General features: G+C 72.4%; 22 protein-coding genes. 18 read left to right on the forward strand and 4 right to left on the reverse strand.

Annotated elements, in window-relative coordinates; translation table 11 throughout:
* Positions 1-3: 3 nt before the first annotated feature.
* The 4 genes from MBSD_RS02730 to MBSD_RS15570 all read right to left on the reverse strand — a co-directional run bounded on the left by MBSD_RS02730 (position 4) and on the right by MBSD_RS15570 (position 2,916).
* The gene (locus MBSD_RS02730; RefSeq protein ID WP_062534829.1) at positions 4-483 is read right to left on the reverse strand and encodes a flagella synthesis protein FlgN; all 480 of its coding nucleotides are present in this window, start codon (positions 481-483) and stop codon (positions 4-6) included.
* A gap of 1 nt (position 484) precedes the next feature.
* Complete coding sequence (flgM, locus tag MBSD_RS02735) at positions 485-796, reverse strand: flagellar biosynthesis anti-sigma factor FlgM (protein WP_062534831.1); 312 nt, start codon at positions 794-796, stop codon at positions 485-487.
* 87 nt (positions 797-883) lie between these two features.
* Positions 884-1,582 (reverse strand): flagellar basal body P-ring formation chaperone FlgA, encoded by a 699-nt coding sequence (flgA, locus tag MBSD_RS02740; protein WP_062534833.1) that lies wholly within the window; start codon positions 1,580-1,582, stop codon positions 884-886.
* Positions 1,579-2,916 (reverse strand): methyl-accepting chemotaxis protein, encoded by a 1,338-nt coding sequence (locus tag MBSD_RS15570; RefSeq protein ID WP_062534835.1) that lies wholly within the window; start codon positions 2,914-2,916, stop codon positions 1,579-1,581. Before MBSD_RS15570 ends, flgA begins: the two co-directional genes overlap by 4 nt.
* 296 nt (positions 2,917-3,212) lie before the next feature.
* Here MBSD_RS15570 and MBSD_RS02750 point away from each other — a divergent pair, with 296 nt between their 5' ends.
* The 18 genes from MBSD_RS02750 (at position 3,213) to MBSD_RS02835 (ending at position 21,719) form a co-directional block, all read left to right on the forward strand.
* On the forward strand, positions 3,213-4,145 hold the full coding sequence (locus MBSD_RS02750) for a chemotaxis protein (RefSeq protein WP_062534884.1): 933 nt from the start codon (positions 3,213-3,215) through the stop codon (positions 4,143-4,145).
* Positions 4,146-4,328: 183 nt separating this feature from the next.
* Entirely contained in the window at positions 4,329-4,739 is a 411-nt protein-coding gene (flgB, locus tag MBSD_RS02755; protein WP_062534837.1) for a flagellar basal body rod protein FlgB, read from the forward strand.
* Between the two features lie 2 nt (positions 4,740-4,741).
* On the forward strand, positions 4,742-5,158 hold the full coding sequence (flgC, locus tag MBSD_RS02760) for a flagellar basal body rod protein FlgC (protein WP_062534839.1): 417 nt from the start codon (positions 4,742-4,744) through the stop codon (positions 5,156-5,158).
* Between the two features lie 10 nt (positions 5,159-5,168).
* The gene (locus MBSD_RS02765; RefSeq protein WP_062534841.1) at positions 5,169-5,831 is read left to right on the forward strand and encodes a flagellar hook assembly protein FlgD; all 663 of its coding nucleotides are present in this window, start codon (positions 5,169-5,171) and stop codon (positions 5,829-5,831) included.
* 18 nt (positions 5,832-5,849) lie between these two features.
* Entirely contained in the window at positions 5,850-7,070 is a 1,221-nt protein-coding gene (gene flgE, locus MBSD_RS02770; RefSeq protein ID WP_062534843.1) for a flagellar hook protein FlgE, read from the forward strand.
* Positions 7,071-7,086: 16 nt separating this feature from the next.
* Positions 7,087-7,824, forward strand: a complete 738-nt coding sequence (gene flgF / locus MBSD_RS02775; RefSeq protein WP_062534845.1) for a flagellar basal-body rod protein FlgF — start codon at positions 7,087-7,089, stop codon at positions 7,822-7,824.
* A gap of 50 nt (positions 7,825-7,874) precedes the next feature.
* Positions 7,875-8,660: a flagellar basal-body rod protein FlgG gene (flgG, locus tag MBSD_RS02780; protein WP_062534846.1), complete on the forward strand. Its 786-nt coding sequence runs from the start codon at positions 7,875-7,877 to the stop codon at positions 8,658-8,660.
* Between the two features lie 247 nt (positions 8,661-8,907).
* Positions 8,908-9,555 carry a flagellar basal body L-ring protein FlgH gene (gene flgH, locus MBSD_RS02785; protein WP_272898329.1) on the forward strand — a complete coding sequence of 216 codons (648 nt, stop codon included), beginning with the start codon at positions 8,908-8,910 and terminating at the stop codon, positions 9,553-9,555.
* A gap of 171 nt (positions 9,556-9,726) precedes the next feature.
* Positions 9,727-10,983: a flagellar basal body P-ring protein FlgI gene (locus tag MBSD_RS02790; RefSeq protein ID WP_237071730.1), complete on the forward strand. Its 1,257-nt coding sequence runs from the start codon at positions 9,727-9,729 to the stop codon at positions 10,981-10,983.
* Positions 10,984-10,990: 7 nt separating this feature from the next.
* Positions 10,991-11,983, forward strand: a complete 993-nt coding sequence (flgJ, locus tag MBSD_RS02795; protein ID WP_062534849.1) for a flagellar assembly peptidoglycan hydrolase FlgJ — start codon at positions 10,991-10,993, stop codon at positions 11,981-11,983.
* 39 nt (positions 11,984-12,022) lie between these two features.
* Positions 12,023-13,903 carry a flagellar hook-associated protein FlgK gene (gene flgK, locus MBSD_RS02800; protein WP_062534851.1) on the forward strand — a complete coding sequence of 627 codons (1,881 nt, stop codon included), beginning with the start codon at positions 12,023-12,025 and terminating at the stop codon, positions 13,901-13,903.
* 2 nt (positions 13,904-13,905) lie between these two features.
* Positions 13,906-15,105, forward strand: a complete 1,200-nt coding sequence (flgL, locus tag MBSD_RS02805; protein ID WP_062534853.1) for a flagellar hook-associated protein FlgL — start codon at positions 13,906-13,908, stop codon at positions 15,103-15,105.
* Positions 15,106-15,482: 377 nt separating this feature from the next.
* Positions 15,483-16,907 carry a flagellin N-terminal helical domain-containing protein gene (locus MBSD_RS02810; protein WP_062534855.1) on the forward strand — a complete coding sequence of 475 codons (1,425 nt, stop codon included), beginning with the start codon at positions 15,483-15,485 and terminating at the stop codon, positions 16,905-16,907.
* Between the two features lie 227 nt (positions 16,908-17,134).
* A complete protein-coding gene (gene fliD, locus MBSD_RS02815) occupies positions 17,135-18,523 on the forward strand; it encodes a flagellar filament capping protein FliD (protein WP_062534857.1) in 1,389 nt (462 codons plus the stop codon).
* Between the two features lie 35 nt (positions 18,524-18,558).
* On the forward strand, positions 18,559-18,990 hold the full coding sequence (fliS, locus tag MBSD_RS02820) for a flagellar export chaperone FliS (protein ID WP_062534858.1): 432 nt from the start codon (positions 18,559-18,561) through the stop codon (positions 18,988-18,990).
* Positions 18,987-19,295 (forward strand): flagellar protein FliT, encoded by a 309-nt coding sequence (locus MBSD_RS02825; protein ID WP_062534860.1) that lies wholly within the window; start codon positions 18,987-18,989, stop codon positions 19,293-19,295. Before fliS ends, MBSD_RS02825 begins: the two co-directional genes overlap by 4 nt.
* Before the next feature lie 29 nt (positions 19,296-19,324).
* Positions 19,325-19,897, forward strand: a complete 573-nt coding sequence (locus MBSD_RS02830) for a PilZ domain-containing protein (RefSeq protein ID WP_062534862.1) — start codon at positions 19,325-19,327, stop codon at positions 19,895-19,897.
* Between the two features lie 421 nt (positions 19,898-20,318).
* Positions 20,319-21,719 carry a sigma-54 interaction domain-containing protein gene (locus tag MBSD_RS02835; RefSeq protein ID WP_062534864.1) on the forward strand — a complete coding sequence of 467 codons (1,401 nt, stop codon included), beginning with the start codon at positions 20,319-20,321 and terminating at the stop codon, positions 21,717-21,719.
* Positions 21,720-21,726: the final 7 nt, after the last annotated feature.

A 21,726-nucleotide genomic window follows, 5' to 3' on the forward strand; every position in this document is an offset into this window, starting at 1 on the left:
GCTTCAGGCCTTGGCGAGGGTGTGCGGGCTTCGCGTCGCCGCGCTGTCGCCGCGCGGGCCGTACAGCCCGGGCTCGGGCGATTCGCCGGTCAGCAGGTGCAGCGCCTGGCGCACCTGGCGCAGCTTCACGTCCACCACCGCGCCGTTCTGCCGATTCAGCTCGCGGCAGCGCGCCAGCAGCTCGAGCGTGTCCCGCCAGCGCGCCAGCGTGGCCGGATCGCGGGCCAGACCGGCCTGCATCGCCGCCAGGCCGAAGCCGCCGCCGGTGATCTGCGCGGCGAGGTGCACGCGCTCGGCTTCCAGCATTTCGAGCTGGCGCACGTGCGCGTCCTTGGCGGCGCCGGCGGCGTCCAGCGCGGCGTCGTCGCCGGCCAGCAGCGCGTCGCGCTCGCTCTCCAGTTCGGCCAGCAGCCGGCCGGCGGTGCCGGCGATCTCCTCGACCACCAGCGCGAGCGTGTGCGTCAGCTCGGCGGAGAGGTCCATGTCAGGACTTCCCGCCGACCTGCTGCTCCAGCGCCAGCAGCTTGCCGGCGATGCGCGTCGCGTCGACCTGGTAGTTGCCGTCGGCCACCGCCCGGCGCAGGCGTTCGACGCGCGCCGCGTCCACCGGGGCGCCGTCGGCGCGTGCCTGCTCGGTGCGCTGCAGGGCGCGCGCCGAATCGGTCAGCTGCACGCTGTCCGCGCCGGAGCGGGCGGCATCGGCGCCGGTCGCGGCGGCGCTGCCGGCGCCGCCGCCGGGGCGGTTGTCGCGCGGCTGCGGCTGCAAGGGCAGCCGGGGAGCGATCTTGTTGTCCATGCGAGTGGCCTTCCGCCCGTTTTTCGATCTGTCACAGGTTGTATCGGCGCGCCGCCGGGAAACTTTAGGCCCCGCCGCGCGCCCCCTTCAGGGCAGCACCGCGACCGTGCCGGCCGCCTGCACCACGCCCTGCACGATGCGGCCGGAACCGGCGTTGCGCACGCGCACCTGCGCGCCCGCGCCGCCGTTTTCCAGCGCCGTGCCGCTCGCGCGCACCTCCAGCGCGCCGCCGCCGGCCAGCAGGGTGACCTGCTCGCCGCGGCGCACCAGCGTCGGCGCCGCCAGCGCGGCCGGCGTCAGCACGCTGCCGGCGCGCAGCGGCCGCAGCAACTGCCGCCCGGCCAGCTCGGCCGGGTCGGTGAGATAGCCGTAGCCGAGCAGGGCGACGTCGCGCTCCTCGGCGCGCACGTCGGCGGCGCCGACGGTCTCGCCGCGCGCCAGCGCGCGCGCGCCGACCAGCACCTTGCGGTAGACGTGCACCTCGACCGGCACGAACAGCGTCCACGCCTGCGGCCCCGCGCAGCGCACGGCGACGCTGGCGCGCGTGCCGTTGATGCGGCCGCCCGGCAGCGTGGCCTCGAGCGGCGCGCCGCAGGCGGCGAGGCGCAGGCGCGCGTCCGGCGCGGCGGCGCGCACCGTGACGCGGGCATCGGCCGGCGCGGCGTGCTCGCGCACGCAGGCTTCGGCCGCGCGCTGCAGGCTGTCGAGCGGCTGCACGCCTTCGGCCTGCGCCGCGACGGCGATCGCCGCGGCCAGCAGCGGCGCGAGGCGCGCGCGCGGCGTCACGCCGCCTCTCCCATCGCCAGCGTGGCGAGGCTCTGGCTGATGCGTTCGAGTTCGGGATCGAGTTCGTGCAGGGCGCTGCGCGCCTCGCCGGCGCGGCCGGCGGCGATCATGCCGGCCAGCTCCGCGCTGCGCGCGGCGTAACGGCGGCCGGCGTCGGTCAGCGTCTGCAGCGCCGGATGCGGGCCGCGCGTGCGCGTCAGCCGCTCGATCCAGCGCGCGATCTGCTCGCCCGGCTGTTCCGTCTCCAGCCAGCGCAGGTCGAGCGTGTCGGGATCCTGCGCGGCCAGCTCGAGCGCGTAGCGCAGGCCCTGGCTGGCCTCGCGGATGGCGTGGCTGACGGTGGCCGCGTCGGCGGCGCCGTCGGCGCCGAGGCGGGTGACGTTCAGGCGATGCGCCAGCAGCACGCTGCGGATCAGCGACTCCGACTGCCGGCGCGCTTCCTCGAGCCTGCGCGCCAGCGCGGCCAGCGCTTCCGCCGCGGCATCCGTGCGCTGGCGCGCACCGCCCGCGGCTTCGGCGACGGCGGCGAGCTTGGCGCCGCCCTCGCAGGCGGCCGCGTCGGCGTCGCCCAGCGCCGCCGCGGCGGCGCTCGCGCTGGCGCCGGCCTGGTCCAGCTGGCGCAGGCCGTCGTCGACCGCCTGGTCGAGCTGACCGGAGAATTCGCCCATGGTGGTGGTGACCGCCTCGATTTCCGCGGTCGCCTGCGCGGTCTTCTCGGCGAGCTGCTTGACCTCGTCGGCGACCACGGCGAAGCCGCGTCCGGCCTCGCCGGCGCGCGCCGCCTCGATCGCCGCGTTCAGCGCCACCAGGTTGGTCTGGTGCGCGATTTCCTGCACCGCCGCGGTGAGGCGGCGGATCTCGGCGGAGAAATCGGCGAACTGCGCGTGCGCCTGGCTCATGCCGGACAGCGCGCTGCGCAGCAGGCGATGCTGGCCGTCCAGCGCCGACACCGCCTCGACGCCGCGCGCGATGCCGCCGCGCACGCGCGCGGCGGCGACCTCGGCCTCGCGCGCGCCGTGCGCGGCCGCGGTCGCGGCGACCGTCAAATTGCCGACGCCCTGCCGGCAGCTTTCCAGGCTCGCGCCCATCTCGTTCAACGCGCGCGCCAGCACGCGCGCGGTGTTCAGCGCGATGCCCTGCTGCTCCAGCGCGCGCGCGCCGTGCAGCACGGCGGCGCCGGCCTGCGGCGCGCCTTCCGCCAGTGCCGCCAGCGCCGGCGCCAGCGCGCGTGCGGCGGCCGGATGCCGCCGGGCGAGCGCGGCGACGCGTTCGCGGTCGCCGGCGGCGGCGGCGGCGGCGAGGGCGTGGACGTGCTGACTGAACAGGAGGCTCATCGATGGGCTCGTGCTGGCAGGGATTCGGACTTACAGATCGCGCCGAAGCGGCGAAACTTGAGGAAGCAAGACGTGTGCCACTTTTTGGGGGCGGGAAGTAGGGAGCCGCGGGCGGGAGAGGGCTGGTGCGAAGCCGTGCGCAGCCGCGTGCCTCGATGCGGCAGCCATGCGCGGCGACGCAGACCACGATGGCGTCTTTGCCCCACTTCCCATTCCCCGGCCCGATTCACCTCCGCGCCGCTCAAGCCCGTCGCCGCGCCGCCGATAACCGGGCATCCGCCACGAACCGCATGCGCATGGCCACTGCCCTGCTGGACAGCGTCGACCGTTTCACCCGTCTCGCCGGGCACAACCGCGCGGCGATGCTGCTGTTCCGCCTCGACGGCGGGCCGCGCTTCGCCATCAACGTGTTCAAGGTGCGCGAGGTGTTGCGTTGTCCGCCGCTGGCGCGGCTGCCGACCATGCACGAGCTGATCGCCGGCGCGTTCGACTATCGCGGCCGCACCATTCCGGTGATCGACCTGGTGCGGGCGATGAACTATCCGCCGCTGGCTGCTCCCGCCGAGGCGCACCTGATCGTCAGCGAGTTCAGCCGCTCGGTGCAGGCGTTCCTGGTGCGCGACGTCGAGCGCATCGTGCACTGCGACGGCGCCGCGCTGGAGGCTCCCGGCCACGGCCTCGGCTATGGCGCGCGCGTCAGCGCGGTGACGCGCATCGACGGCGCGCTGGTGGCGGTGATCGACGTCGAGCAGATCCTCGCCGAGGTCAACGGCACGCAGGCCGAGGTGTCGCCGCGGCTGCGCGACGCCGCGCAGCGCGCCGGCGCGCGCGGTCGCGTGCTGGTCGCCGACGACTCCGCGGTGGCGCGGCGCCAGCTGGTCGAAGTGCTGAAGCAGATGGAGATCGAGTGCGTGGTCGCGCACGACGGCCGCGAGGCGCTGGCGATGCTGCGCGAACAGGCCGCGCTGCCGCCCGCCGAGCGCATCGCGCTGGTGATCTCCGACATCGAGATGCCGGCGCTGGACGGCTACGCGCTGACGCGCGCGATCCGCGAGGACGCGGCGCTGGCGCCGCTGAAGGTGGTGTTGCATTCCTCGCTGAGCGGCGGCTTCAACGAGGCCATGGTGCGCAACGTCGGCGCCGACCGCTTCATCGCCAAGTTCCAGCCCGACCTGCTGGCGGCGAGCGTGCTGGAGCTGCTGCAGCGGGCCGGCGCCGCGGCGCACTGAACGGCGCGTCGGTTTTCCGACGCTGGCGCGGCCGCGCGCTGCCGGCGGCGGCGGCAAGATCTTGCCGCGCGCCGCGCCAGGCCTTGCGCGGCGCGGCCTGCAGCCCGCGCCGCGCGGCGCGCGGCATGCGTGGCACGCTCCTTGCTGCCGGCAGCCCGTCGATCCCTTTCGCGGGAGCGGGCGATGAGCAACGGCAACGATCCACTGTTCGGCATCCACACGCAGGCCTTGAGCCTGTGGCAGCGGCGCGCGGAAGTGCTGGCGTCGAACCTGGCCAATGCCGACACGCCGGGCTACCGCGCGCGCGACATCGATTTCCGCAGCGCGCTGGCCGCGCAATCCGGCGAAGCCGGCGGCGGGCTTGCGCTCGCCGCCACCGAGGCCGGGCATCTCGCTTCGCCGGGCGGCGAGGCCGTCGGCGGCGCCGCGCTGAAGTACCGCGTGCCGCTGCAGCCGTCGCTGGACGGCAACACCGTCGACGCGCAGGTGGAGCAGGCGGCGTACGCGGAGAACAGCGTGCGCTACCAGGCCAGCCTGACCTTCATCACCGCGCAGATCCGCATGCTGCGCACCGCCATCAGCGGAGGCGGCTGAACATGTCCTCGCTGTTCCGCATCTTCGATACCGCCGCCAGCGGCATGGCCGCGCAGTCGGTGCGCCTCAACACCACCGCGTCGAACCTGGCCAACGCCGACAGCGTCGGCTCCAGCCCGGCGACCACCTACCGCGCGCGCGAGCCGGTGTTCGCCGCGATCCGGAACGGCCTCGGCCGCGACGCCGAAACCAGCGGCGTGCGCGTCGTCGGCGTCACCGAGAGCCAGGCGCCGATCGGCAGCCGCTACGAGCCCGGCAATCCGCTGGCCGACGCCGACGGCATGGTCTACACGCCGAACGTCAACCCGGTCGACGAGTTGGTGAACATGATCTCGGCCTCGCGCGCCTACCAGAACGACGTCGAGGTGATGAACAACGCCAAGCAATTGGCGCTGAAGACCCTCGACCTCGGCAAGTGAGGAGACGTCCGTGACCGACTTGACCACGATCGGCAACTCGCTGAACGCCGCGCTGGCGACGCCCACTGCCAACAACAACATGCTCGGCCAGGACGACTTCCTGAAGCTGATGATCACGCAGTTCCAGAACCAGGATCCGACGCAGCCGCAGGATCCCACCGCGTTCGTCACGCAGATGTCGCAGTTCAGCGCGGTCGCCGGCATCCAGCAGATGCAGGCCTCGTTCAGCGCGCTGGCGCAGCAGCTGTCCGGCGCGCAGGTGCTGCAGGCGGCGACGCTGGTCGGCCGCGAGGTGATGGTGCCCGCCGGCGGCGCGACGCTTGCCGCCGGCGGCACGCTCGGCGGCGGCGTCGCCGTCAAGGACGGCGGCACGGTGGTGGTGAAGATCACCGACGCTTCCGGCCAGCTGGTGCGCACCTTGAACCTCGGCGCGCAGCCCGCCGGCCTCGCCGCGTTCGCCTGGGACGGCAAGGACGACCGCGGCGCCGCGGCGCCCGCCGGCGCCTACAAGGTGAGCGCGGAAGTTTGGAACGGCGGCAAGCCGCAGGCGACCGACACGCTGCTGGCCGGCAAGGTGTCCGGCGTCAGCGTGGGCGCTCCCGGCAGCGCGCCGGTGCTGCAGGTGGACGGCGTCGGCACGACCACGCTGGACAAGGTCCAACAGATCATGTGATCCCAAGGGGGAACAGTCATGCCGTTCAACATTTCGCTCAGCGGCCTCAACGCGGCGTCGTCCGACCTCGAGGTCACCGCCAACAACATCGCCAACGTCAACACCACCGGCTTCAAGCAGTCGCGCGCGGAGTTCGCCGACCTGTTCGCGGTGTCCGCGCAGGACGTCAGCGCCACCGCCATCGGCAACGGCGTGCGCGTCGCCGCGGTGGCGCAGCAGTTCGGCCAGGGCAACATCGAGTACACCAACAACAGCCTGGACCTCGCGATCTCCGGCAAGGGCTTCTTCACCGTGCGCAGCAGTTCCGGTCTCGCCTACACGCGCGCCGGCACGTTCCACCCCGACCGCGACGGCTTCGTGGTCAATCCGCAGGGCGAGCGCCTGCAGGTGTATCCGCCGACCGCGGCCGGCGGCTTCGACATCAGCACCCTGAAGGACCTGCAGCTGATCACTTCGCAGAGCGCGCCGAAGGCCTCGACCAGCGCGCAGCTGCAGCTCAACCTGCCGGCCGACGCCACGCCGCCGGCGACGGCGACGTTCAACCCGGCCGATCCGACCAGCTTCAACCAGTCCACCGCATTCACCGTGTACGACTCGCTGGGGGCGACGCACACCGCCACGCTGTACTTCGTCAAGGACGCCGCCAACAACACCTGGGACACGCACCTCTACCTCGACGGCAACGCCGCCGGCCCGGCGCAGCAGGTGGTGTTCAGCCAGAACGGCGCGCTGCAGTCGCCGGCGAACGGGCAGGTGGCGTTTCCCGCGCAGACGGTCAACCCCGGCGCGGCGCCGCTGGCGCTGACCCTCAACTTCAGCAACGCCACGCAGTACGGCAACGCGTTCTCGGTCACCGGCATCCAGCAGGACGGCTACGCCACCGGCCGCCTGAGCGGCATCGAGGTGGGTTCCGACGGCGTGGTCTCCGCGCGCTTCTCCAACGGCCAGTCGAGCGCGCTCGGCCAGGTGGCGCTGGCCTCGTTCGCCGATCCGCAGGCGCTGCAGCAGCTCGGCAACACCAGTTGGGGCGAGACCTTCCAGTCCGGCCAGGCGGTGCGCGGCACCGCCGGCACCGGCAACCTCGGCGAGATCCAGTCGGGCGCGCTGGAAGCCTCCAACGTCGACCTCACCGCCGAGCTGGTCAACATGATCAAGGCGCAGCGCAACTACCAGGCGAACGCGCAGATGATCTCCACCGACGACAAGATCACCCAGACGGTGATCAACATGCACGGCTGAGCGGGGAGGTTGAACCATGGACCGCTCGCTGTACGTGGCGATGACCGGGGCGGCGCAGACCATGCGCGCGCAGGCCGAGGTGGCGCACAACCTCGCCAACGCCGGCACCGCCGGCTTCAAGGCCGAGCTGTCGGCGTTCCGCAGCGTGCCGGTGCTGGGCGACGGCGAGCGTTCGCGCATCAACGCGGTGGCGCAGGGCAGCGGCTGGGATCTCGGCGCCGGCCCGCAGATCACCACCGGCCGCGACCTCGACGTCGCCGTGCAGGGACAAGGCTGGATCGCCGTGCAGGCGCCGGACGGCAGCGAAGGTTACACGCGCGCCGGCGGGCTGCAGATCAGCGCCGACGGCCTGCTGACCACCGCCGCCGGCCAGCCGGTGCTGGGCGACGGCGGCCCGATCTCGGTGCCGCCGTACACGCAGCTCAGCATCGGCGGCGACGGCACGGTGTCGGTGGTGCCGCAGGGCCAGGGGCCGGCGACGCTGGCCGTAATCGGCCGCATCAAGCTGGTGAATCCCGAGCCGGCGCAGCTCGTCAAGGGCGGCGACGGTCTGATGCACCTCGCCGGCGGCAATGCGCCGGCCGACGCCGGCGTGCGGCTCGCCTCCGGCGTGATCGAGTCCAGCAACGTCAACCCGTCGGAGCAGCTGGTGCGCATGATCGAGCTGGCGCGCCAGTTCGAGATGCAGGTGCGCGGCATCCGCACCGCCGACGACAACGCCCGCGTCGCCGCGCAGTTGCTGCAGGCGACCTGATTCCCTTTTCACGTGCGCGCGGCCGACGCCGGCGCAAGGAGCAGACGACGATGTTCTCCGCCCTGTGGATCGCCAAGACCGGCCTCGACGCGCAGCAGACGCGCATGGCGGTCACCTCCAACAACCTGGCCAACGTCAACACCACCGGCTTCAAGCGTTCGCGCGCGGAGTTCGAGGACCTGCTGTACCAGGACGTGCGCCAGGCCGGCGGGCAGACCTCCGAGCAGACGCAGTCGCCGTCCGGACTGATGCTCGGCACCGGCGTGCGCGTGGTCGGCACGGAGAAGCTGTTCACCCAGGGCAACCTGGTGCAGACCGGCAATTCGCTGGACGTGGCGATCCAGGGCCGCGGCTTCCTGCAGGTGCAGATGCCGGACGGCAGCGTGGCCTACAGCCGCGACGGCTCGCTGCACCTCGATGCGCAGGGCCAGATCGTCACCGCCGAAGGCTATCCGCTGCAGCCGTCGATCACCCTGCCGACCAACGCGCAGGCGATCACCATCGGCGCCGACGGCACCGTCACCGCGCAGGTGCCGGGGCAGGCCGCGCCGGTGCAGGTCGGCACGCTGCAGCTCGCCGACTTCGCCAATCCCGCCGGCCTCGAGCCGCGCGGGCAGAACCTGTACGTCGAGACCGCGTCCAGCGGCACGCCGCAGACCGGCACGCCGGGTTTGAACGGCCTCGGCACGCTGGCGCAGGGCTCGCTCGAGACCTCCAACGTCAACGTGGTGGAGGAGCTGGTCAACATGATCGAGACGCAGCGCGCCTACGAGATGAACTCGAAGGCGATCTCGGCCAGCGACCAGATGTTGCAGTTCATCAACCAGCACACGTGAGGGACGGAGCGCGATGAGCGGCGTTCATGGCAGTCATCGGGAGCCGGGACTCGGGACTCGGGACTCTTGCGACGGGGCTCGGGGCTCGGGGCTCGGGACTCGGGATTTGGCGGAGCGCGCGTCGATGCAACGATCGCCGTGTCCCGGTCTCGCCGCGAACCGATCGCGGCGCAATGGCGTCGGCCAGCGGGGCTTTTCCTCGAGTCCCCGGTCCCCAGTCCCGAGTCCCGCGAAGTACGCCTGTGCCTTGCTCGCCGCCGCCGCGCTGGCCGGTTGCATGAGCGCGCCGCCGCGCGAGGACGCGTCCTACGCGCCGACCATGCCGGAACCCGCGGTCGCCGCCGCGCCGGCGGACGGAGCGATCTGGCACGACGCGCAGAACATGGAGCTGTTCAGCGATCCCAAGGCGCACCGCGCCGGCGACATCCTCACCATCGTGCTGGTGGAGAACACGCAGGCCAGCAAGAAGGCCAGCACCACCACCAGCAAGAAGGACAAGACCGACCTCGCCGCGCCGACCCTGCTCGGCCAGACGGCGTCGCTGCACGGCAAGGCGGCGTCGATCGGCCTCGGTGGCGAGCGCGCTTTCGACGGCTCCGGCTCCAGCAGCCAGAGCAACCAGTTGAGCGGCGAGATCACCGTCACCGTGGCGCAACGTCTCGCCAACGGCAACCTGCTGGTGCGCGGCGAGAAGTGGCTGACCATCAACCAGGGCCAGGAGCTGGTGCGCATCGCCGGCATCGTGCGCCCGCAGGACATCGGCCCGGACAACACCGTGCCGTCGACGCGCGTCGCCGACGCGCGCATCGCCTACACCGGCAAGGGCACGCTGGCCGACGCCAACACCAAGGGCTGGCTGTCGCGCTTCTTCAGCTCGAAGTGGATGCCGTTCTGATGGGTACGCGGGCGCAGCAGACTGCGGCGATGTGTGCGGCGCGTGTGGTCATGCGCGATAGCCGTGGCCGCAGCGGCTTCGCTCTTCCCCTCTCCCCGTCGGGGAGAGGGCAGGGTGGGGGCAGACGCGCAGCGTCCGTGCTTCCCGCTCGCACACAGAGAGCGTGAACCGATGAATACGACCACCGTCGATGCCATGGATGCCCGGCGCGCGCGCTCCGCGCGCGTCCCCCTCGCCCCGACCCTCTCCGCGCCGGGAAGAGGGGGACAAGAACCGCCGCGCGGTGGGCGAGCGGACTTCGCGCACCGTCGGCTGCACGCGCGCACGCCGTTCGTCGCACTGGCGCTGCTGATCCTGTGCGCCTGCCTCGCCGCGCCGCTGCATGCCGAGCGCGTGCGCGACATCGCGCAGGTGGCGGGCGTGCGCAGCAACCAGTTGATCGGCTACGGCCTGGTGGTCGGCCTGGACGGCAGCGGCGACCAGACCAGCCAGGCGCCGTTCACCACGCAGAGCATCGAGAACATGCTGCAGCAGTTCGGCATCACCGTGCCGGACAACGTGCGCCCGCAGCTGCGCAACGTCGCCGCGGTCACCGTCACCGCCGAGCTGCCGCCGTTCGCCAAGCCGGGGCAGAGCATCGACGTGGTGGTGGCCTCGATCGGCAACGCCAAGAGCCTGCGCGGCGGCGCCCTGCTGATGACGCCGCTGCGCGGCGCCGACGGCCAGGTGTACGCGATCGCGCAGGGCAACCTGGTGATCGGCGGCGTCAGCGCGCAGGGGCAGAGCGGCTCCAGCGTGCAGGTGAACATCTCCAACAGCGGGCGCATCCCCAACGGCGCCACCGTCGAGCGCGCGGTGCTGAACGCCTTCGCCGCGGACGGCCCGCTGGTGCTGAACCTCGACACGCCGGACTTCACCACCGCCGCGCGCCTGGTGCAGGCGATCAACGGCACCTTCGGCGCCGGCACCGCGCAGGCGCTGGACGCCACCTCGGTGGCGGTGCGCGCGCCCGCCGACGCCTCGCAGCGCGTGGCCTTCCTCGGCGCGCTGCAGGACCTCGACGTGCAGCCGGCCGAGACTTCCGCGCGCGTGGTGATCAATTCGCGCACCGGCACCGTGGTGATCGGCTCCGACGTGCGCGTCTCGCCGGCCGCGGTGGCGCACGGCGCGATCGAGGTCAGCATCGGCGAGCAGCCCTACGTCAGCCAGCCGGCGCCGTTCGGCCGCGGGCAGACCGCGGTGGTGCCGCAGTCCAGCGTGCAGATCACCGAGCACGGCGGGCACATGTTCAAGTTCGCGCCCGGCGTCAGCCTCGACGACATCGTGCGCGCGGTGAACCAGGTGGGCGCCGCGCCCAGCGATCTGGTGGCGATCCTGCAGGCGCTGAAGGAAGCCGGCGCGCTGCACGCGCAGCTGGTGGTGATCTGAGGCGGCCATGGCGATCGACGCGCGCGGGCTGGGCACCTACACCGACTTCGCCGGTCTCGACCGGCTGAAGGCGGCCGCGCAGCGCAACGACCGCGGCGCGCTGGCCAAGACCGCGCAGCAGTTCGAGGCGCTGTTCACGCAGATGCTGTTGAAGTCGATGCGCGAGGCCACACCCGGCGACGGCTTGTTCGACAGCGAGCAGACCCGCGCCTACCAGCAGATGTTCGATCAGCAGCTCGCCGTGTCCTTGTCGAGCAGCGGCCACGGTCTCGGCATCGCCGCGATGCTGATGCGCCAGCTCGGCGGCGCCCACGCCGCCGCCGCGCCGGCGGCAAATGCCGCACCGTCGTCCGCGCCGGCGGCAGACGCCGCGCCGCCGGCCGCCGATGCCGCGGCCGCCGACCCGCTCGGCGCGTTGCTCGACCGTGCGGGCAGCGCGCTCGGCGGCCTCGCCGCGCGCGCGCAGCGCTTCGCCGAGCACTGGCTGCCGAGCGGGCCGAAGGAATTCGTGCAGGCGCTGGCGCCGTACGCGCAGGCGGCGGCCAAGCAGCTCGGCGTGTCGGCGCGCGCGCTGCTGGCGCAGGCCGCGCTGGAGACGGGCTGGGGCCGGCACATGCCGCAGCACGCCGACGGCCGCGCCAGCTTCAACCTGTTCGGCATCAAGGCCGGCGAGCGCTGGAGCGGCGCGCGGGTCAACGTGCCGACCGTCGAATTCGAGAACGGCGTCGCCGTGCGCCGGCAGGACAGCTTCCGCGCCTACGCCTCGCCGGCCGAAGCCTTCGCCGACTACGCGCGCCTGCTCAACGGCAGCCCGCGCTACGCCGCCGCGCTCGGCCGCGGCGACGACATCGCCGGCTTCGCCCAGGCGCTGCAGTCCGCCGGCTACGCCACCGACCCCGATTACGCGGCCAAGCTGCGCGCGATCGCGCACAGCGCGCCGATGGACGAAGCGCTGGCGGCGTTCAAGGAATCCGCCGCGCTGCCGTCAACCCGAGGGTGATGCGCATGCACGCCCCGACCGCCAGGAGCGCCTCCCGCCATGGCTGACATGCTGTCCACCGGCATTTCCGGGCTGCTGTCGTCGCAGATCGCGCTGAACACCACCAGCCACAACATCGCCAACGTCAACACCGACGGCTACAGCCGCCAGCGCGTCAATTTCGTCGCGCGCAACCCGCTGCAGACCGGCCCGTTCTATGTCGGCCAGGGCGCCACCGTCGGTTCGGTGCAGCGCCTGTACGACCAGTACCTCACCGACCAGGTGCGCAACGCCACTTCCGGGCAGAGCCGCTACGGCACGTTCGGCGACCTGGCCAACCGCGTCGACAACCTGCTGGCCGACAAGAACGCGGGTCTGCAACCGGCGCTGGACGCGTTCTACGGCGCGGTCCAGGACCTGGCCGACTTCCCGGCCGACACGCCGACGCGGCAGGCGCTGCTCGGCCAGGCCAACGCGCTGGCCTCGCGTTTCCACGGCCTCGCCGCGCAGTTCGATCAGCTCGACCAGGAAACGAGCAAGCGCATCGGCGCCGCCGTCGACGAGATCAACGGCATCGGCCAGGCCATCGCCAGGCTCAACGACCAGATCCAGGCGGCGTCCAGCACCGGCGCCGCGCCCAACGACCTGCTCGACCGGCGCGACGCGCTGGTCAAGCAGCTCGCCGGCGACGTCGGCGTCAGCCTGGTGCCGCAGGACGACAACACGATCAACGTCTTCGTCGGCAACGGCCAGCCGCTGGTGCTGGGCAACCAGGCCTCGACGCTGCGCACGATCGGTGACGCCTACGATCCGACCCGTGCCGAGATCGCCGCCGGCACGCCGCCGGTGCCGATCAGCGGCCAGCTCAGCGGCGGCATGCTGGGCGGCCTGCTGGATTTCCGCGCGCAGCTGCTCGATCCCGCGCGCAACCAGCTCGGCCGCACCGCGACCGCGCTGGCCACGGCGTTCAACGCGCAGCACCGCGCCGGCCTGGACGCCAACGGCCGGCTGGGCGGCGACTTCTTCAGCCTCGGCGCGCCCAGCGTGCTGCGCAACAGCGGCAACGCCGGCAGCGCGTCCGTCGCCGCCGCCGTCGCCGACGTGTCCAGGCTGACCGCGTCCGACTACGTGCTGAGCTACGACGGCAGCGCGTGGTCGCTGAAGCGCAGCGACGGCACCGCGGTGGCGATGACCGGCAGCGGCACCGCCGCCGACCCGTTCGTCGCCGACGGCCTGAGCCTGGTGGTCGGCGGCAGCGCCAATGCCGGCGACAGCTTCGCGATCCAGCCGACGCGCGGCGCCGCCGCCAGCCTGCGGGTGGCGATCGACGATCCGGACGCGATCGCCGCCGCGGTGCCGGTGCGCGCCGCGGCGGCCGCGGGCAACGCCGGCAGCGCCACGCTCGGCGCGCCCAGCATCACCGATGCGGGCGATCCCAACCTGCTGACGACGGCGACGATCACCTTCGTCTCGGCCACCACCTACCAGATCAACGGCGGCGCCGTGCAGACGCTGCCGGCCAGCGGCACGATCGGCGCCAACGGCTGGAGCGTCACGCTGAACGGCGCGCCGGCCGCGGGCGATACCTTCACCATTTCGGCGAACACCGGCGGCATCGGCGACAACGGCAACGCGCTGGCGCTCGGCCGGCTGGCCGACACCGGCGTGCTGGACGGCGGCAACACCAGCGTCGGCGCCGCCTACGGCCAGCTCGTGGCGCAGGTGGGCAGCACGGTGGCACAGGTCAAGACCGGGCTGGCCGCGCAGACCGGCCTGCTCAACCAGGCGCAGCAGGCGCAGTCGAACGTCTCCGGCGTCAACCTCGACGAAGAGGCGTCGAACCTGGTGCGCTACCAGCAGTCCTACCAGGCCTCGGCGCGGGTGATCGCCGTGGCCGACACGCTGTTCCAGACCCTGCTCGGCGCGGTGGGCGGGAGATAGTCATGCGCATTTCGACCTCGTGGATGCAGCAGCAGGCGGTCAACGCGATGCTCGACCGCCAGTCCGATCTCGCCGTCACGCAGCAGCAGATCGCCACCGGCAGGCGCATCCTCGCGCCGTCGGACGATCCCGCCGGCAGCGCGCGCGCGCTGGACCTCACGCATTTCGACGCCGCCAACACGCAGTACACGCGCAACATCGACGCTGCCGGCAGCCGGCTGGCGCTGGAGGAGCAAGCGTTGTCTTCCGCCGGCGACGTGCTGCAGCGCGTGCGCGAGCTGACCGTGCAGGGCGCCAACGCCACGCAGACCAACGAGACGCGTCACGACATCGCGCTCGAGCTGCGCCAGCGTCTCGACCAGCTGGTGCAGATCGCCAACAGCCGCGACGCCAACGGCGAATACCTGTTCGCCGGCAACGCCACGCGCACACAGCCGTTCGTGCGCTCGCCCGCCGGCGTCGCCTACGCCGGCGACCAGGGCCAGCGCAGCGTCGCCACCGCGCCCGGCGAAACCACCGCCACCGGCGACCCCGGCTCCGACGTGTTCCAGCGCATTCCCACCGGCAACGGCACGTTCGCGGTGACGGCAGCGGCGGGCAACACCGGCACCGCGGTGGTCGGCGCCAACCAGGTGACCGACAACGCGGCCTGGGACGGCGGCACCTACGACATCCGCTTCACCGCGCCCGACGCCTGGCAGGTGGTCGACGGCGGCGGCGCGGTGATCGCCAGCGGCAGCTACGGCGGCAACGACACCATCGCGTTCAAGGGCGTGCAGGTGTCGATCGGCGGCACGCCCGCGGCGGGCGACAGCTTCCGCGTCGCGCCGAGCGCGACGCGCGACGTGTTCGCCACCATCCAGGACATCGCCGACGCGCTCGACGCGCCGGTCGCCAATGCCACCGACCGCGCGGCGTTGAACGAACGCCTCAACCGCGCGCTGGAGAATCTCGATCAGGCCTCCGGGCGCCTGGTCGAAACGCGCGCGCGCGTCGGCGCGCGCATGAACGCGCTGGAACAGCAGAAGAACGTCAACGCCGGCATCGGCGTGCAGGTGAAGGCGACGCTGTCCGGCATCCAGGACCTCGACTACGCCAGCGCCGTCAGCAAGCTCAACCTGCAACTGCTCGGCCTGCAGGCCTCGCAGCAGGCCTTCGTCAAGGTGCAGGGCCTGTCGCTGTTCAACTACCTGTCCTCCTGATCCGCGCCGCGCGGGCGCTTCGACGAGCGGCGGGGCGAAGCGAAGACTTGTTGCACGCGGATCCGCGCGGACGAGCGCGGATAGAGCTCCCTTCCGATCCGCGTTCCTCCGCGCCGAGACGACGGGTTGGCAGCGGCCGCCCCCGGCCTACCGTCCGCCAAGGGCGCGTCGGCCGCGCGCCTAGCGCGGGGCCGTGTCGGAATCCGGAACTGCGCCGCATTTTCCGGCCGATTGCGCCGCGGCGGCGCTCAAGTTTCGCCGGGGCGGGCCGATCCAGAACACCGAGGCGAGCGACGGTTCCGACACGGAATGGCGCCGCCGGTATGCGAACCAAGCCGGTGCGATACCGGCACACTGATTCCGTCAGGAGAATTCAGATGTCTGCGATCATCAACACCAACATCATGTCGCTGAACGCGCAGCGCAACCTGTCGTCTTCGCAGGACGCGCTGTCCACCTCGCTCGAGCGCCTGTCCTCCGGCCTGCGCATCAACAGCGCCAAGGACGACGCCGCGGGTCTCGCCATCGCGACGCGCTTCACCACCCAGATCAACGGCCTCAACCAGGCGGTGCGCAACGCCAACGACGGCGTGTCGCTGGCGCAGACCGCCGAGTCGGCGCTGTCCGAGCTGACCAACAACCTGCAGCGCATCCGCGAGCTGGCCGTGCAGTCGGCGAACGCCACCAACTCCGCCACCGACCGCGCGGCGCTCGACCAGGAAGTGCAGCAGCGCATCGCCGAGGTCGACCGCATCACCAAGCAGACCACGTTCAACGGCCTGCACGTGCTCGACGGCACCTTCGGCACCGCGCAGTTCCAGGTCGGCGCCAACGTCGGCGACACCATCAGCGTCAACCTCTCCACCGGCGTCGGCGCCTCGCAGATCGGCCAGATCGCCAAGGCCACCAGCGGCGCCGTCACCAGCAACGCGCTGACCGCGGGCGGCGTGACGATCGCCGTCGGTTCCGGCCAGGCCGTCGCGATCGGCGCGTCCGTCGCCGGCAGCGGCGCCGGCCAGACCGCCAGCAGCGCCTACGCCAAGGCCGCGGCGATCAATGCTTCCGGCGTCGCCGGCCTGACCGCGACCGCCTCCAACTCCGTCACCGGCGCGTTCACGGCGACCGGCGGCGGCGCCGGCAACACCTACAGCCTGAGCATCAACGGCGTGTCCATCTACAGCGCTGCCGACACCAGCGGCGCCGCGCTGACCGGCGGCCAGGTCGCCGCGCAGATCAACCTGTACTCCAGCCAGACCGGCGTCTCGGCCAGCTTCGACAGCACCAGCGGCAACATGACGCTGAGCACGGCCGACGGCCGCGACATCGCCGTCACCCAGACGCTGGGCGGCGGCGCCACCGGCGGCCTGGCCGCGGGCATGGTCACGACCAATCGCGGCACCGTCACGCTGAGCGCGGCCGACAACATCACGATGACCGGCGCCTACGCCGACCTCGGTTTCTCCTCGGCGACGATCGCCAAGGACAGCAACACGCTGAGCAACGTCAACGTGACCACGGTGGCCAACGCCAACGATGCGATCAACCGCGTCGACTCGGCGCTGCAGACGGTCAGCAGCCTGCGCAGCACGCTGGGCGCGATCCAGAACCGCTTCCAGTCGACGATCTCCAACCTGCAGGCGGTTTCGCAGAACCTGTCGGCCTCGCGCTCGCGCATCCAGGACGCGGACTTCGCGGCGGAGACGGCGAACATGAGCCGCGCGCAGATCCTGCAGCAGGCCGGCGTCTCGGTGCTGGCGCAGGCCAACTCGATGCCGCAGACGGTGCTGAAGCTGCTGGGCTGATCCGGCGCACGCGGTAACGGTCCGGGCGGACGGTCGTCCGCCCGGACCCCGGCAAGGAAGCCGGCACGATCTTGCCGCCGGCCGGCGGAATCCGGGCGGCGGCATCGCGGCGAGAACGCGCAGAGCGGCGTCCGCCGCGGACCGCGCGTCTTGGTACGCAACTTGCTCGACGCGCAGGCGCGCACCGTCGCGGTGCGCATACGGCATCCCCGACGAGGGTACAGCGCATGGCAGCCATCACCTCCCCCGGCATCGGCTCCGGCCTCGACGTCAACAGCCTGGTCAGCCAGCTGGTCGCCGCCGACAAGCAGCCGCTGCAGGGCCAGATCGACAGCCAGCGCGGCAGCGTGCAGTCGCAGCTCTCCGCGATCGGCACGCTGAAGTCGCTGCTGTCGTCGATGCAGACCGCGCTGTCCACCCTGGCCGACGGCAGCGTGTTCGGCAAGCGCGTCGCCGGCTCCGACAGCACCTCGACTTTCACCGCCAGCGCCACCTCGACCGCGGTCGCCGGCAGCTACGCCGTCGAAGTCGACGGCCTCGCCGCCGCGCAGAAGCTGCAGTCGGGGGCGTACGCCGCCAGCGATACCGTCGTCGGCACGGGCACGCTCACGCTCGCCGTCGGCGGCAGTTCGGTCGCCATCAACATCGACAGCACGAACAACACGCTCGCGGGCATCCGCGACGCGATCAACAAGGCGAGCGGCAATCCCGGCGTCAGCGCCACCATCGTCAACGGCAGCGACGGCGCGCACCTGGTGCTGACCGCGACCAAGACCGGCGTCGCCAACGCCTTCACCGTCACCGCCGGCGGCGGCGATGGCGGCCTCGCCGCGCTGGGCTACGATCCGGGCAACGGCGTCAACAATCTGACGGTGGTGACCGCCGCCAAGGACGCCAGCCTCAAGATCGACGGGCTCGCCGTGACCAGCGCCACCAACACCGTGACCGGCGCGATCGACGGCGTCACCCTCAACCTGGCCGCGGCCGACGTCGGCAACACGCACACCCTCACCGTCGCCCAGGATACGGCCTCGATCACCGGCACGATCAACGCATTCGTCGCCAGCTACAACGCTTTCGTCACCGGCGCCAAGCAGTTGGCGTCCTACGACGCGGCCTCGGGGCAGTCGGGACCGCTGCTCGGCGACTCGACCCTGCTCAGCATTTCCAACCAGCTCGCGCAGCGGCTCGGCGCGGTGGTGGGCGCGAGCGGCGACACCTATCGCGCGCTCGGCGACATCGGCATCAGCTTCCAGGTGGACGGCACGCTCAAGCTCGACGGCACGGCGCTGAACAACGCGCTTGCCGCCAATCCGGCGCAGGTGGCCGGCCTGTTCACCGGCAGCGGCGGTTACGGCGCTTCGTTGAACAGCCTGCTCGACGGCTACCTCGACAGCAACGGCATCCTCGACAGCCGCACGCAGAGCCTGAACGACCGCTCCAAGGATCTCGACGACCAGCAGGCCGCGCTGGACGCGCGCATGAGCGCGGAAGAAGCGATGTACCGCGCGCAGTTCACCGCGCTGGACACGCTGCTCAGCAGCATGAAGACCACCAGCAGCTTCCTGACCCAGCAGCTCGCCAACATGCCGCTGCCGGGCCAGTCGAACAAGTAGGCGGGCGCGCGCGCCCACAACGAGGAACCATCGCCATGGCATTTCCCAACGGCTCCAGCGCCATTGCCCAATACCGCCAGGTCGGTACCCGCGGCAGCGTCGAGCAGGCCGATCCGCACCGCCTGACCGCGATGCTGATGGAAGGCGCGCTGGAACGCATCACCGCCGCCATCGGCCACATGCGGCGCGGCGAGGTGGCGCGCAAGGGCGAATGCATCTCGCGCGCCATCGCCATCGTCGAAGGCCTGCGCGGCAGTCTCGACTTCGAGGCCGGCGGCGCGCTGGCCGGCAATCTCGAGGCGCTCTACGAGTACATGGGCCGGCGCCTGCTGCAGGCCAACGCCGCCGACGACGCCGGCATGCTGGAGGAAGTGGCCGGCCTGCTGCGCGAGATCAAGTCGGCGTGGGACGCGATCCGGCCGCAGGCGCTGGCGCTGCGCCCCGGCGCGGCGGGAGCGGGCGCATGAGCGCGGACGCGCTGCGCGACCTCGACGGCGGGCTGCGGCTCAGCCGCGCCATGCTGGCGCTGGCGCGTGGCGGCGACTGGGCGCGCCTCGCCGAGCTGCAGGCCGAGCGCGCGCGCCTGCTGCGCCACGACGGCGCGCTGCCCGCCGAGGCGGCGCCGCTGCTGCGCGAGCTGTTGGCGGTGAACGCCGAACTGGACGCTTGCGTCAGCGCGGCGCGCGACGCCGCGGCGCGGGAGTGGGACGCCGCCCGTCGCGGCCGGCAGGGCACCGACGCCTACCTGCAGGCGGCGCGCCCGCCGCGCTAGGCGCGTGCCGCGCCCGCGGGGGAGCAAGCATGGATCACGAAGCGCTGCGCCGGTTCGAGGAACACATCGCCTACGAGGGCGCGCTGCCGCTCGCCTGGACGCCGCAGGCGCAAGCGCCCGCCGGCGCCGAACTGGCGCGCTTGTTCGAGACCGATCTCACCGTGCTCGGCGTGGTCGCGGCGCGCGACGAGCGCCATCGCGCCGAAGCCGCCGAGGACGGTGTGCCCTCGCCCGAGCTGGCATGGATCGACGCCAAGCTCAACCTGCTGCTGGAACTGGTCGGCGCGTTGCTGGCGCGCGAGCGGACGCCGCCGCCGCCGCGCGCGCTGCGCCTGAACTCCCACGGCGTCGCCTGGGAGGACGCCGCGCCGCCGCCGTCCGGCGCGCACGGCATCGTCGCGCTGCACCTCGACGCCTGCCCGGCGGTGCCGCTGCGCCTGCCGGGACGGGTGGCGCCGCGCGCGCCGCACGAGCGCCGCTGCGTCGTGCTGTTCCACGAACTGCCCGCGCCGCTGCGGGAAGCGCTGGAGCGCCTGGTGTTCCGCGATCACCGCCGCCGCATCGCCGAGGCGCGCCACGCCGCGCGCGGCGACGCGCCGTAGCGCCGGCCGCGACACTGCGCGGCGCCGGCGCAGCGTGCCGCGCGGGCGCCGGATGAAATTGCCGCAATTTCCACCATGCGCGAACTGCCGCTTTGCGGCAGTCCGACTGACACTGCGCGACATGCGCCGAAGGTGGGGAAGCGAAATGCCAACGGCGTCACAGTGACTTCACAGTTGTTTGACGCGCCGCTCTGGCGGCGCGATGGCGCATCGATAAGCTGCGATCGCCCGTCCGATCATCGTCCGTCACGACGTGCGTGCATGCGTGACGAGACGATGGCGAAGACGGGCGACCACGGGCATCCGGTCGCACGCCGCCGGTCGAGCGCGCGGCGACGGGGTCGCCGGAACGGGAGCGTGGTTTGGCGCCGTTTCGTGTGCGCCGCCATGGCTCCGCATTGCCACAGGGGGCAAGAGGGCCGTGCCGTACTCATCCATTTACGTGATCGAACCGGACCGGGACCGCGCGCGGGTGGTCGCCGCGGTCCTGGACAGCCTCGGCTATCGCGCGTGCATCCATGGAGCCGGGGGGAGACAGCCTGACGATGCCGGCGACGCGCGCCCGCGCGCGGCCTACGTCGGCGGCGTCAGCGGCGAGGCGCTGGAGCGCGAGCTGGCGCTGATCGAGAAGCGCAGCGAGGCGATGCCGCTGCTGGTGGCGGCGGACTCGCCGGCGGTGGAGCGGCTGGCGCGCGAGGCGCGCCGCGAATACCACCTGGTCGACGTGCCGCTGCGCGAGACGCAGCTCTCCGAGCTGCTGGCGCAACTGCGCCACCGCCGCGGCGAGCCGGCGGCCCCGACGACGCGCTTCGTCGGCAGCAGCGCGCCGATGCGCCGCGTCAACGCGCTGATCCGCCAGGTCGCGCCGTTCGATTCCAGCGTGCTGATCCTCGGCGAGTCCGGCACCGGCAAGGAATTGGTCGCGCGCACCATCCACGAATCCTCGCCGCGCCGCGACAAGCCGTTCGTGCCGATCAACTGCGGCGCGATCCCCGCCGAGCTGCTGGAGAGCGAGCTGTTCGGCCACGAGAAGGGCGCCTTCACCGGCGCGATCAACACCCGCAAGGGGCGCTTCGAGATCGCCGAGGGCGGCACGCTGTTCCTCGACGAGATCGGCGACATGAGCCTGCCGATGCAGGTCAAGCTGTTGCGCGTGCTGCAGGAGCGCGTCTACGAGCGCGTCGGCAGCAACCGCTCGCAGCGCTGCGACGTGCGCATCATCGCCGCCACCCACCGCAACCTCGAGGAAGCGATCGCGCGCGGCCAGTTCCGCGAGGATCTGTACTACCGCCTGAGCGTGTTCCCGATCGAGATGCCGCCGCTGCGCGAGCGCCTCGGCGACCTGCCCGAGCTGATCGCCGAGTTCGGCGCGCGCATGGCGCGGCGCGGCCTGGAGAGCGTGATGCTGCAGGAGAGCGCGCTGCGCGCGCTGGCGCGCTACGCCTGGCCGGGCAACGTGCGCGAGCTGGCCAACCTGATCGAGCGGCTGGCGATCCTGTATCCGCGCGGCTCGGTCGCGGCCGCCGACCTGCCGGCCAAGTACCGCAGCGGTGTCGAGGTCGAGCACGACATCGACGCGCTGGCGGCGGGCCAGACGGGCGGCGTCAGCGCGCTGGAGAGCTGCATGCTGCTGCCGCGCTCCGGCATCGACCTCAAGGATCATCTCGCCGGCATCGAGATGGCGTTGATCCGCCAGGCGCTGCAGGCCTCCGACGGCATCGTCGCCCAGGCCGCCAAGCTGCTGCACCTGCAGCGCACCACGCTGGTGGAAAAGCTGCGCAAGTACGGGATGCAGGGCGGCCTGCAGCTGTCGGGATCTTGACGCCGCC

This window comes from Mizugakiibacter sediminis, assembly GCF_000953855.2.
GTDB lineage: Bacteria > Pseudomonadota > Gammaproteobacteria > Xanthomonadales > Rhodanobacteraceae > Mizugakiibacter > Mizugakiibacter sediminis.